A 12,840-nucleotide genomic window follows, 5' to 3' on the forward strand; every position below is an offset into this window, starting at 1 on the left:
CACTATGCGGTGGCTGTGGGGGAGGGCCGACGGATCCGCAACAGTTCCGTCACGGCAAGGATCTTGAAGCAACCCGTAACCCGGTGAGCTGACCCGGGTTGGTAGGGGTGAGGGGCCTGCTGTCCGTGTGCGGTCCTCTGTGCCCGTGCCCAGTGGGAGGTCAGGGAAGTCGTGGCGGATCGGACCCAGGGGGGACGCGCTTCCGAGGAGGCCGCTGTGGGGGTCGTGCCGGGGAAAACCCTCCCCGATGGTGCCGCCGACCGCACGGCAACCGGCGCGCGCACCACGCACGAAGGGATCCTGCGCCGCCAGTCCGCGCGGGAGCCCGCGGCCCGCACCTATGCCAGGGCCCTGCCGATCGTGCCGGTGCGGGCCCGCGGGCTGACCATCGAGGGCGCGGACGGCCGCCGCTACCTGGACTGCCTCTCCGGCGCCGGCGCCCTCGCGCTCGGCCACAACCACCCGGTCGTCCTGGAAGCCATCCGCAAGGTCCTCGACTCCGGCGCACCCTTGAACGTGCTCGACCTGGCCACCCCCGTCAAAGACGCCTTCGTCACCGAGCTGTTCCGCACCCTGCCCCCCGGACTCGCCGACCAGGCCCGTGTGCGGTTCTGCGGAGCGGCCGGCAGTGACGCGCTTCAGAGCGCTTGCGACCTCGTCCGTGCGGCGACCGGGCGGACCGGTCTCATCGCGTTCACCGCTACCGGCCACGGGAGGACCACCGGCCCCCTCGAGGGGCCCGTGCCCGCCCCTGACGCACGGGTCGCGCACCCGCCCTCCCCGCAGGACTACCGCTGGCGGTTCGACACCGTGGGCGAGCGCGGCGCCGACCTCGCCGCCCACTGGACCGAATCCCTCCTCGACGGCCCCGGGCCGGGCGTGCCCCTCCCCGCCGGGATGATCGTCGAGCCCGTCCAGGGCGAGGGCGGGGTGATCCCGGTCCCCGACGCATGGGTGCGGCGCGTGCGGCAGCTCACGGCCGACCGGTCCGTTCCGCTGATCGCCGACGAGATCCAGACGGGCGTCGGCCGGACCGGCGCCTTCTGGGCGGTGGAGCACAGCGGAGTGACCCCCGACGTCATGGTCCTTTCGAAAGCCATCGGAGGCAGCCTGCCGCTGGCGGTCGTGGTCTACCGCGACGACCTCGACGCCGGGACATCGGGCACCGACGCCGACACCTTCCAGGGCAACCAACTCGCCATGGCCGCCGGAACGGCGACCCTCGCCCACGTCCGCGAGAACCACCTCGCCCAGCGCGCGGCTGATCTCGGGACGCGGATGCTGAGCCGACTCCAGGGGCTGGTGGACGAGTTCGCGTGCGTGGGCGATGTCCGGGGCTCGGGGCTGATGATCGGGGTGGAGTTGGTGGATGACGACGCGGGGCCGTCGGTGATGCCGGACCACGCGGATCCGCCCCTTACCGCCGCATCCGGACTGGCGGCCGCGGTCCAGCGGGAGTGCCTGCGACGCGGGATCGTCGTCGGACTCGGCGGCCCCCACGCGAGCGTCGTACGACTGCTGCCGCCCCTGACGATCAGCGACGAACAGGCAGCCGCCGTACTGGACCGCCTGGCCGACGCCGTCGGGGCCGTGGCCAGGCGCCGTGGCGTCCCGGCAGCCGCCCCGTACGCGCCGTGAGTCCCGATGCCACGGGAGTCCGAGCACGCCAAGTGCGGCCACACCACGAACCCTCGCTCTCCTGCAACGCCCCGAGGGGAACTCTCCCCGGCTCGCGGTCCGCTCCCCTACGACCCGGAACCACCCGAGAAGGAACCCGACGTGAACGCCACGCCCGAGCCCGACGACCGAGCCACGACGCCTGGACGAGGCCACACCGACTCCCTGACCGAGGGGACATCGGCCAACCCGGTGGTTCCGCGGCAGCGGCCTGGGGCGCGGCACACCGAGGTGCGGGACGACCGGGCGCAGGACGACGGCCCTTCCACAGACCCCTTGGCCCACCCCGACCCGCACGCCACCGCCCAGACAGCAGCCGTGGAGACCCTGCTGCGCTGCTGGGTACGCGAGACCGGCCAACCCGCCCCCCGCGACGGCGTCCTCCGCATCTCCCTCCCCGCCACCGGCACGGCCCTGCTCGTGCCGGTCCACTACTGGTCCCCCACGGGCTGGCACCGCTTCGGCCCTCCCCGCCTGGCCGACGCCCCCGAACACGCACCACCGGCGGACGCCGTCACGGTCGCCGCCCTGTTCGCCAGGGAGGCCTCCGGTGCCTCCGGCATCAGCGGCGCGTCCGACCCCGGCGTCGGGCTGGTCGCGGGTGTGGCCGACTCCCTCCGCCGCGTCACCGACTTCGTCCGAGACCGCCGCGAACACCCCGTCGACGGCCCCGACCTCTTCCTGACCGCGGAACAGGCACTCGTCCTTGGCCACCCCCTGCACCCGACCCCGAAGAGCCGCGAGGGCCTCACCGAGTCCGAAGCACCCCTGTACTCGCCCGAGTCACGCGGATCCTTCCCCCTGCACTGGATGGCTGTCGCCCCCTCCGTCCTCGCCACCGACTCCGCCTGGACCGAACGCGGCCGCCGTGTCGCCGCGCCCCGGCTCACCGCCCGCCTGGCCGGAACCGCACTCCCACTCCCGGACGGATACGCCCTCCTGCCCCTGCACCCTTGGCAGGCGCGCGAGATCCGGCACCGTCCGGAGGCCGCGGCACTGCTGGACAGCGGACTGCTCCGCGACCTCGGCAGCCATGGCTGTCCCTGGCACCCCACCTCCTCCGTACGGACCGTCTACCGGACCGGCGCCCCCGCGATGCTCAAACTGTCGCTGGGCCTGCGCATCACCAACTCCCGTCGTGAGAACCTCCGTAAGGAACTGCACCGGGGCGTCGAGGTCCACCGCCTGCTCCGCAGCGGGCTCACGCAGCAGTGGCGGGCCGCGCACCCGGGCTTCGACATCGTTCGCGACCCGGCCTGGCTCGCCGTCGACGCCTCCGACGGCACCCCCTCGGCCGGACTGGACGTGGTGATCCGCCACAACCCGTTCACCGCCTCGGACGATGTGTCCTGCCTCGCCGGACTCGTCTCGCCGCGCCCGCGCCCCCGGATCCGGTCCGGAAGCACACCCGACCACCACCCCGGGACCCATGGCCCGGTCATGCGGTCCCGGCTCGCCGAGCTCGTCACCCGGCTCGCCCGCCGGACCGGCCGGCCCCTCGGGGCCGTCGCCGTCGAGTGGTTCCTGCGCTACCTGGAGCGCGTCGTGCGTCCCGTCCTGTGGCTGGACAGCGAGGCCGGCATCGCCCTGGAGGCACACCAGCAGAACACCCTGATCCTGTTGGACGCCGACGGCTGGCCCGCGGGCGGACGCTACCGCGACAACCAGGGCTACTACTTCCGCGAGTCCCGACGCGCGGACCTCGACGCGCGGCTGCCCGGCATCGGGAAGCGGAGCGACACGTTCGTCAGCGACGAGGTGACCGACGAGCGCTTCGCCTACTACCTCGGGCTCAACAACGTGCTCGGTCTCATCGGCGCGTTCGGCTCCCAGCGACTGGCCGACGAGCGGCTGCTGCTGGCCGCCTTCCGCCGCTTCCTCGGAAGCGCCGCCTGCGGTGCGGCCCGGCTGCGCACCTCCTTGCCCGCTCTGCTGCTCGACTCACCCGTCCTGCGCTGCAAGGCCAACCTGCTGACCCGACTGCACGGCCTCGACGAACTCGTCGGCCCCGTCGACACCCAGTCCGTCTACGTCACCATCGCCAACCCCCTGCATTCCTGATCATCCGCCCTGCCCGACGTCCGACCACAACCGACCTCCTTCATCCCCGAGGATCCGCCTCACCCGCTTTCCTGAGAGGAGCGTTTGGGTGCCTCCTGCCGACCCGACCACCGGTACTGGTCCCGCTGTCCCCGTCACTGGCGACGTCATCCCGGACGCTGGTCCCGATGCCGATTCGGGTACCGACGCCGGTCCCGGTGCCGACATCGGCTCCGGTGCCGACATCGGTTCCGGTGCAGACCTCGGTGCGGGTCCCGACGTCGATTCCGGTTCCGACGCCGAGCCCGCTCCTCTTGCCGACTCCGGTGCGGACGGGCAGGGCGAGGACACCATGGACCTGCACCTTCCGGACGAGCTCATCGCCCTCATCGCGGAGGACGAGGCCGACGGCTACGGAGCACGACGGCCGAGCCACGAGGTGCCTGAGCCTTCCCTCTCCCTCACCGCGAACCCTGACACCTTCGTCCCCTCGGCTCTCCCCTTCCTCCCCACCGAGGACGACCTCCTCGACCGCGTCGCCGGCTGGGGGCCCGTCGACACGTCCGCGGGTGTCTTCCACCTCGTCCCCGTCCGGATCGAACGCGACCTTCCGCTCGTCAGCCGCTGGATGAACGACCCCGCCGCCGCGGTGTTCTGGGAGCTGTCCGGACCACCGAAGGTGGCCGAGGAGCATCTGCGAACCCAGCTCGACGGCGACGGACGCAGCGTTCCGTGCATCGGCGCGCTCGACGGAACCCCGATGAGCTACTGGGAGATCTACCGGGCGGACCTGGATCCGCTGGCCCGCCACTACCCGGCCCGGCCTCATGACACGGGACTGCACCTCCTTGTCGGCGCGGTCCCCGACCGAGGGCGCGGTCTCGGCGGTCTGCTCCTGCGAGCCGTGGCCGATCTCGTTCTCGCGCGGCGACCCTCCTGCGCACGCGTCATCGCGGAACCCGACATGCGCAACACCCCCTCCATCGCAGCCTTCCTGACCGCCGGTTTCCGGTTCTCCGCCGAGGTCGACCTGCCCGCCAAGCGCGCCGCCCTCATGGTCCGAGACCGGTCCCTCCGGCATGTGTTGTAGCCCTGTGTCACGGCGCCGTCACTCATTGAACGCGGGTCGCCCCGCCGGAGTTCCCGCCGTCCGAAGCCCGTCGAGGAGCCCAGACCTTGATCCCGCCCCCCGTCCCCTCCTTGATCACCCGTTTGTCAGTGCCGGGTCGTAGGGTGGTCGCGCTATGACGAAGCCCTCACTCCCCGAACTCCTGCATGCTGCCGTCACTGCCGTCGGCGGTACGGAGCGCCCCGGTCAGGTGACCATGGCCGAAGCCGTCGCGGAGGCGATCGACGACGGCTCCCACCTGCTGGTCCAGGCCGGCACCGGCACCGGCAAGTCGCTGGGCTACCTGGTGCCGGCTCTCGCGCACGGGGAGCGTGTGGTCGTCGCGACCGCCACCCTGGCCCTGCAGCGCCAGCTGGTGGAACGCGACCTGCCGAGAACGGTCGAGTCGCTGCACCCGCTGCTGCGTCGCCGCCCGGAGTTCGCGATGCTCAAGGGCCGGTCGAACTACTTGTGTCTGCACCGCCTGCACGAGGGTGTTCCGCAGGACGAGGAGGAGGGCCTCTTCGACCAGTTCGAGGCGGCCGCGCCCACCAGCAAGCTGGGCCAGGACCTGCTGCGAGTGCGTGACTGGGCGGATGAGACCGAGACCGGCGACCGTGACGACCTCACGCCCGGTATCTCGGACCGGGCCTGGGCGCAGGTGTCGGTGTCCTCGAGGGAGTGCCTGGGTGCCTCGAAGTGCGCCTACGGGGCGGAGTGCTTCGCCGAGATGGCCCGTGAGCGGGCCAAGCTCTCCGAGGTCGTCGTCACCAACCACGCGCTGCTCGCGATCGACGCCATCGAAGGCGCCCCGGTCCTTCCGCAGCACGAGGTGCTGATCGTCGACGAGGCGCACGAACTGGTCTCGCGGGTCACCGGAGTCGCGACCGGCGAGCTCACTCCCGGCCAGGTCAATCGTGCGGTGCGCCGGGCCGCGAAACTCGTCAACGAGAAGGCCGCTGACCAGCTCCAGACCGCCGCGGAGGGCTTCGAGCGGCTGATGGAGCTGGCGCTGCCGGGGCGACTGGAGGAGATTCCCGAGGATCTGGGTTACGCGCTCATGGCGCTCCGCGACGCGTGCCGCACGGTCATCTCCGCGATCGGCACGACCCGCGACAAGTCCGTCCAGGACGAGGACGCCGTCCGCAAGCAGGCCCTGGCCTCCGTGGAGAACGTGCACGACGTGGCGGAACGGATCACGAACGGCTCCGAGTGGGACGTGGTCTGGTACGAGCGTCACGACCGCTTCGGTGCCTCCCTGCGTGTCGCCCCGATGTCCGTCTCGGGGCTGCTGCGGGAGAAGCTTTTCGCGGACCGTTCCGTGGTGCTGACGTCGGCGACGCTGAAGCTGGGCGGCGACTTCAACGGCGTCGGCGCCTCCCTCGGCCTCGCCCCCGAGGGCTCCGAGGGCGACGACCTCCCGCAGTGGAAGGGCATCGACGTCGGCTCGCCGTTCGACTACCGCAAGCAGGGCATCCTGTACGTCGCCAAGCATTTGGCGCGGCCCGCGCGGGACGGCGACCGCGCCGACATGCTCGACGAACTGACGGAACTGATCCAGGCGGCGGGCGGGCGCACCCTGGGCCTGTTCTCCTCGATGCGGGGGGCCCAGCTGGCGGCCGAGGAGCTGCGGTCCCGGATCCCGGAGTTCCCGATCCTCCTCCAGGGTGAGGAGACGCTCGGTGAGCTCATCAAGAACTTCGCGGCCGACCCCCGGACCTGCCTCTTCGGCACCTTGTCGCTGTGGCAGGGCGTGGACGTCCCCGGACCCAGCTGCCAGCTGGTGGTCATGGACAAGATCCCGTTCCCGCGCCCGGACGACCCTCTGATGAGTGCCCGGCAGAAGGCCGTGGAGGAGGCGGGGGGCAACGGATTCATGGCGGTCGCCGCCACTCATGCCGCGCTCCTCATGGCCCAGGGCGCCGGCCGTCTCGTACGGGCGTCGGGCGACCGCGGTGTCGTCGCCGTCCTGGACCAGCGTCTGGCGACCGCCCGGTACGGCAGCTATCTGCAGGCGTCACTGCCCGATTTCTGGTACACGACGGACCGTAATCAGGTGCGGAAGTCGCTGGCTGCGATCGACGCGATGGCGAAGCAGACGGAAGCCGAATGAGTCCCGGGGCGGCCTGCGGCAGCTCGAGCACAGGCCGCCTCCCACGTCAGGGACCAAGCGCATGCACGTCACAGATGAAGCATGCCGGGCCTGGACAGCGCAGGGCCCCGGAACCGGCGCAGAGGTTCCGGGGCCCGGTCAGAGGGTGGGCCGGTGAAGCCCACCCGACGCGGCGCGTGGCGTCAGACGCGGCGCAGTACGGCCACCACCTTGCCGAGGATGGTCGCGTCGTCGCCGGGGATCGGCTCGTAGGCCGCGTTGTGCGGCAGGAGCCAGACATGGCCGTCCTCGCGCTTGAAGCGCTTGACCGTGGCTTCGCCGTCGAGCATGGCGGCCACGATGTCGCCGTTCTCGGCGACCGGCTGGCGGCGGACCGTGACCCAGTCGCCGTCGCAGATCGCGGCCTCGATCATCGAGTCGCCGACGACCTTCAGGACGAACAGCTCACCGTCACCGACGAGCTGGCGGGGGAGGGGGAAGACGTCCTCGACGGACTCCTCGGCGAGGATGGGGCCACCGGCGGCGATACGTCCGACCAGCGGGACGTACGAAGCGGCCGGCTTGCCCGCGGTGTCCGTGGGCTGTACCGAGGCGGCCTGGTCGGAACCGCGCACCTCGTACGCGCGCGGACGGTGCGGGTCGCGACGCAGGAAGCCCTTGCGCTCCAGTGCCATCAGCTGGTGTGCGACGGAGGAGGTGCTGGAGAGTCCGACGGCCTGGCCGATCTCCCGCATGGACGGCGGGTAGCCACGCCGCTGCACGGAGTCCCTGATCACCTCGATCACACGGCGCTGGCGGTCGGTGAGTCCGGAGCTGTCCGCCCGGATGCCGGGAGGTCGGCCCGGCAGGGAGCGCTTTTGACCCTCCGGGTTCGTGGCTTCGTTCATCGCATGCACCGGCTCCAGTCGGCCCTGGGAGCGGTCCTGGGCAGTGATGGTGGCGCTGTCTGCGGTGGTGGTCACGTCGGCCCCTCTCGATGGTCTCCCTGCTGGACAACGGTAGTTGCTTTCGAAAGGTTGCGCCAAACACACGTTCGAGTGAAAAATCGCGATTCGACTGACGCGATCATGTGTCCGGGTGTATTAGCTACCGCGCCATCGGACGGGCAAAAGGGCTCATTGCTGTACTCTTCACCGCCGGGGTGATCGCCTCGTGGACTGTTGCCCCAGTCTGCCATCCGGCATTCCCTCGCCTCGGGAGCGGCCCGCATCTGCGCGGGAGTCCCACGCCCCCTCCTTGCGGTGCCCACGGTATCTCCGCATGTGCCGCAGCGATACGGCTGTGCGCCGAACGGGTGCGATCAGTGGGTCGGGGGGGTGCGGATCGGAGGTGCGCCTGCGGCCGTGCGAGGCCGGTGCGACCCGGCCGCCCGCGTTCACCTGCGCTGACGCACGCGACGCGCGGGTACGGCGTGGATGTATGAGCCAATCCCCACATCTAGTGGTTGGATTGCAGCAGCAGCCCACAAGTTGTGGTCCCCCGGGTCTCCGCGCTCATGGTCATCGCCTATGCTTGGGGCTGCTTCGTGGGGCGCAAGAAGTCTCGCGAGGCTATTGAGTCTGCTGTGAGGAGGGTTGGGAGTTCATGCACTGCCCCTTCTGCAGGCACCCCGACAGCCGCGTGGTCGACAGCCGTACGACCGACGACGGCACGTCGATCCGCAGGCGCCGCCAGTGTCCGGACTGCTCCCGTCGTTTCACGACCGTGGAGACGTGTTCGCTCATGGTGGTCAAGCGGTCCGGAGTCACCGAACCCTTCAGCCGCACCAAGATCATCAACGGTGTGCGCAAGGCATGCCAGGGACGGCCCGTCACCGAGGACGCGCTCGCCCAGCTCGGCCAGCGGGTCGAGGAGGCGGTGCGAGCCACCGGAAGCGCCGAGCTGACCACCCATGACGTGGGGCTGGCCATACTCGGCCCGTTGCAGGAGCTCGATCTCGTCGCCTACCTGCGGTTCGCCTCCGTCTATCGGGCGTTCGACTCGCTCGAGGACTTCGAGGCGGCCATCGCGGAACTCAGGGAAGAGACGGGACACCCCGAGGTGGACGACGGCGGCCGCGAGGACGCGGGGGCGGGGAGCCAGGAAGACGACCGCGGGCCCGGAGGGACCACACAGGTCCCCGAACCCGCAGGCGCCGCCGACTGACCGGCGGGCCGGACCCGGAAGCCAGCTCCGGGCCCGGCCGGGCGGCGGCGATGTGAAGACCTGTTGCGGGCTGTGTGAGTGGATGCCCGCAACACCAGACAGAACACCGTGCCACGGGAACAACGGGGCACTTCAGGGCGTTTTCGCCCGTACAGGGAGGCGGCATGACAGAGACGGCGAGCGGTCCGGCACGGAGTTCCCGCGCCAAGGGCACCAAGGCGAGCAAGGGCCTGCGTATCGAGCGCATCCACACCACCCCTGGGGTCCACCCCTACGACGAGGTGGCGTGGGAGAGCCGTGACGTCGTCATGACCAACTGGCGCGACGGCTCGGTCAACTTCGAGCAGCGCGGCGTGGAGTTCCCCGACTTCTGGTCGGTGAACGCGGTCAACATCGTCACCAGCAAGTACTTCCGCGGTGCCGTCGGCACCCCGCAGCGCGAGACCAGCCTCAAGCAGCTGATCGACCGCATCGTGAAGACGTACCGGAAGGCCGGGGAGGACCACAAGTACTTCGCCTCGCCCGCCGACGCCGAGATCTTCGAGCACGAGCTGGCGTACGCCCTCCTGCACCAGGTCTTCAGCTTCAACAGCCCTGTCTGGTTCAACGTCGGCACGGCCCAGCCCCAGCAGGTCTCCGCCTGTTTCATCCTGTCCGTCGACGACTCCATGGAGTCGATCCTCGACTGGTACAAGGAAGAGGGCATGATCTTCAAGGGCGGCTCCGGCGCCGGCCTGAACCTCTCCCGGATCCGTTCCTCCAAGGAGCTGCTGTCCTCGGGCGGCAACGCCTCCGGCCCGGTCTCCTTCATGCGCGGTGCCGACGCCTCCGCAGGAACGATCAAGTCCGGTGGCGCCACCCGCCGTGCCGCCAAGATGGTCGTCCTCGATGTGGACCACCCGGACATCGAGGACTTCATCGAGACCAAGGTCAAGGAAGAAGAGAAGATCCGCGTCCTGCGCGACGCGGGCTACGACATGGACCTGGGCGGCGACGACATCACGTCCGTCCAGTACCAGAACGCCAACAACTCGGTCCGTGTGAACGACGAGTTCATGAAGGCGGTCGAGCAGGGCGGCCAGTTCGGGCTGCGCGGCCGGATGACCGGCGAGGTCATCGAGGAGGTCGACGCCAAGGCGCTCTTCCGCAAGATCGCCGAGGCCGCCTGGGCCTGCGCCGACCCCGGCATCCAGTACGACGACACGATCAACGGCTGGCACACCTGCCCCGAGTCCGGCCGGATCACCGCGTCGAACCCGTGCAGCGAGTACATGCACCTGGACAACACGTCCTGCAACCTCGCCTCGCTCAACCTGATGAAGTTCCTCAAGGACGACGGCAAGGGCAACCAGTCCTTCGAGGCCGAGCGCTTCCAGAAGGTCGTCGAGCTGGTCATCACCGCGATGGACATCTCGATCTGCTTCGCCGACTTCCCGACCCAGAAGATCGGCGAGAACACCCGCGCCTTCCGCCAGCTGGGCATCGGCTACGCCAACCTGGGCGCCCTGCTGATGGCCACCGGCCACGCCTACGACTCCGACGGCGGCCGCGCCCTCGCCGGCGCCATCACCTCCCTGATGACCGGTACGGCCTACCGCCGCTCCTCCGAGCTCGCCGCGGTCGTCGGCCCGTACGACGGCTACGCCCGCAACGCCGACGCCCACAAGCGCGTCATGAAGCAGCACTTCGACGCCAACGACAAGGCCGTCCGCATGGACGACCTGGACACCCCGGTCTGGGCCGCCGCCAGCGAGGCCTGGCAGGACGTGGTGCGTCTCGGTGAGAAGAACGGTTTCCGTAACTCCCAGGCGTCCGTGCTCGCGCCCACCGGCACCATCGGCCTCGCGATGTCCTGCGACACCACCGGTGTCGAGCCCGACCTCGCCCTGGTCAAGTTCAAGAAGCTGGTCGGCGGCGGCTCCATGCAGATCGTCAACGGCACCGTCCCGCAGGCCCTGCGCCGCCTGGGCTACCTGGAAGAGCAGATCGAGGCGATCGTCGCCCACATCGCCGAGCACGGCAATGTGATCGACGCCCCGAGCCTCAAGCCCGAGCACTACGAGGTGTTCGACTGCGCCATGGGCGAGCGGGCCATCTCCCCGATGGGTCACGTCCGCATGATGGCCGCGATCCAGCCGTGGATCTCCGGCGCCATCTCCAAGACGGTCAACATGCCGGAGTCGGCGACCGTGGAGGAGGTCGAGGAGATCTACTTCGAGGCCTGGAAGCTGGGCGTCAAGGCGCTCGCGATCTACCGCGACAACTGCAAGGTCGGCCAGCCGCTCTCCGCCAAGAAGAAGGAGGAGGAGAAGGCCGAGGAGCCCGCGGTCGTCGAGACCAAGGTCGAGAAGGTCGTCGAGTACCGCCCGGTCCGCAAGCGCCTCCCGAAGGGACGTCCCGGCATCACCACGTCCTTCACCGTCGGCGGTGCCGAGGGCTACATGACGGCCAACTCCTACCCGGACGACGGCCTGGGTGAGGTCTTCCTGAAGATGTCCAAGCAGGGTTCGACCCTCGCGGGCATGATGGACGCCTTCTCCATCGCGGTCTCCGTCGGCCTCCAGTACGGCGTCCCCCTGGAGACGTACGTCTCGAAGTTCACCAACATGCGCTTCGAGCCGGCCGGCATGACGGACGACCCGGACGTGCGGATGGCGCAGTCGATCGTTGACTACATCTTCCGCCGCCTGGCGCTGGACTTCCTGCCCTTCGAGACGCGCTCCGCACTCGGCATCCACTCCGCAGAGGAGCGCCAGCGCCACCTGGAGACCGGTTCGTACGAGCCGTCCGAGGACGAGGTCGACGTCGAGGGCCTGGCCCAGTCGGCGCCCCGGGCCCAGGAGCTGAAGGCCCTCACCAGGCCTCAGGACGACGAGGCGGCCAAGGCCGCCCCGCAGCAGGCCCACACCAGTGCCGAACTGGTCGAGATGCAGCTGGGCATCCAGGCCGACGCCCCGCTGTGCTTCTCCTGCGGTACGAAGATGCAGCGCGCCGGTTCCTGCTACATCTGCGAGGGCTGCGGCTCGACGAGCGGCTGCAGCTGACGCCGGTCACCTGAGCCGATGACAGAGGGGCACCGCCTTCGGGTGGTGCCCCTCCTGCCGTGCGGGGTTTCGTTCATCGCCGAGGGCTCATGGCCGGTGTGCCGCGCCCATCGTCCTGGTGAAGGACACCGGATCGCCCTCGAAGCCGCGGAGGCCGGGGCGGAACTCCCACGGGCCGGAGCCGTCCCGGACGAACTCCGCCACCGTCGCGGCGGTGGCCCCGAGGACACCGCCGAAGTCGTCCTCCGCCAGGACCGTGTACCCCTCGCGGATGCGCAGGCCGGGGTTGGACACGCTGACGAAGGTGCGTTCCGCCGGGCGCTGCTGGATGACGACACCGACCACCACGCGCGCGTACCGGGTGTCGAGCCGATCGAGTTCCAGCGTCATGACCTCGTCGTAGCCGAAGCCCTGGCCGTCCTTGCTGTCCCGGTTGAGATAAATGGTGCCGTCGGGGGAGCGGCTGTCGAAGTGCACCACATAGGTGGGGTCACCGTACGGATCGTCCGCCGTATAGGTCGCCGCCACGAGGTCCAGATCGGTGGACGGCTGCCCCGCCGGACTGGGATCCCACCGCATCGCGATCTCGACCTTGCGAAGCCCCTTGTTGATCCCGTCCACTGCAGTCCCCTTCCCCGTACCGAGCGTCCGTTCGCCCCAACTGCCTGGCGCGCACGACTGTTTGTCCATCCTGCCACGCGTGCGTGTGCGCA

At 70.1% G+C, this 12,840-nt stretch carries 8 protein-coding genes; 6 read left to right on the plus strand and 2 right to left on the minus strand.

The genetic code is table 11. The features are described from left to right. The first annotated feature begins 216 nt into the window (after positions 1-216). The 4 genes from ABZ016_RS36215 (at position 217) to ABZ016_RS36230 (ending at position 6,938) form a co-directional block, all read left to right on the plus strand. Positions 217-1,638 (plus strand): aminotransferase class III-fold pyridoxal phosphate-dependent enzyme, encoded by a 1,422-nt coding sequence (locus ABZ016_RS36215; protein ID WP_356920973.1) that lies wholly within the window; start codon positions 217-219, stop codon positions 1,636-1,638. Between the two features lie 270 nt (positions 1,639-1,908). Beyond that, positions 1,909-3,738: an IucA/IucC family protein gene (locus tag ABZ016_RS36220; protein WP_356921022.1), complete on the plus strand. Its 1,830-nt coding sequence runs from the start codon at positions 1,909-1,911 to the stop codon at positions 3,736-3,738. Positions 3,739-4,069: 331 nt separating this feature from the next. Then, positions 4,070-4,807 carry a GNAT family N-acetyltransferase gene (locus ABZ016_RS36225; RefSeq protein WP_356921023.1) on the plus strand — a complete coding sequence of 246 codons (738 nt, stop codon included), beginning with the start codon at positions 4,070-4,072 and terminating at the stop codon, positions 4,805-4,807. A 154-nt stretch (positions 4,808-4,961) separates the two neighbouring features. Beyond that, positions 4,962-6,938 carry an ATP-dependent DNA helicase gene (locus ABZ016_RS36230; RefSeq protein WP_356920974.1) on the plus strand — a complete coding sequence of 659 codons (1,977 nt, stop codon included), beginning with the start codon at positions 4,962-4,964 and terminating at the stop codon, positions 6,936-6,938. Between the two features lie 182 nt (positions 6,939-7,120). On the opposite strand, the gene lexA is transcribed toward ABZ016_RS36230, so the two are convergent. Further along, positions 7,121-7,900, minus strand: a complete 780-nt coding sequence (gene lexA, locus ABZ016_RS36235) for a transcriptional repressor LexA (RefSeq protein ID WP_356920975.1) — start codon at positions 7,898-7,900, stop codon at positions 7,121-7,123. A 622-nt stretch (positions 7,901-8,522) separates the two neighbouring features. On the opposite strand from lexA, the gene nrdR reads away from it, so the two are divergent. Together nrdR and ABZ016_RS36245 are read left to right on the plus strand one after the other, a co-directional pair. After that, positions 8,523-9,083: a transcriptional regulator NrdR gene (nrdR, locus tag ABZ016_RS36240; protein ID WP_356920976.1), complete on the plus strand. Its 561-nt coding sequence runs from the start codon at positions 8,523-8,525 to the stop codon at positions 9,081-9,083. 164 nt (positions 9,084-9,247) lie between these two features. After that, a complete protein-coding gene (locus ABZ016_RS36245; protein WP_356920977.1) occupies positions 9,248-12,127 on the plus strand; it encodes a vitamin B12-dependent ribonucleotide reductase in 2,880 nt (959 codons plus the stop codon). Positions 12,128-12,214: 87 nt separating this feature from the next. Here the strand turns inward: ABZ016_RS36245 and ABZ016_RS36250 are convergent, their stop codons facing one another. Beyond that, on the minus strand, positions 12,215-12,748 hold the full coding sequence (locus ABZ016_RS36250; RefSeq protein WP_356920978.1) for a TerD family protein: 534 nt from the start codon (positions 12,746-12,748) through the stop codon (positions 12,215-12,217). Positions 12,749-12,840: the final 92 nt, after the last annotated feature.

The sequence above is a fragment of the Streptomyces sp. NPDC006372 genome, from assembly GCF_040612515.1.
Taxonomy (GTDB): domain Bacteria; phylum Actinomycetota; class Actinomycetes; order Streptomycetales; family Streptomycetaceae; genus Streptomyces.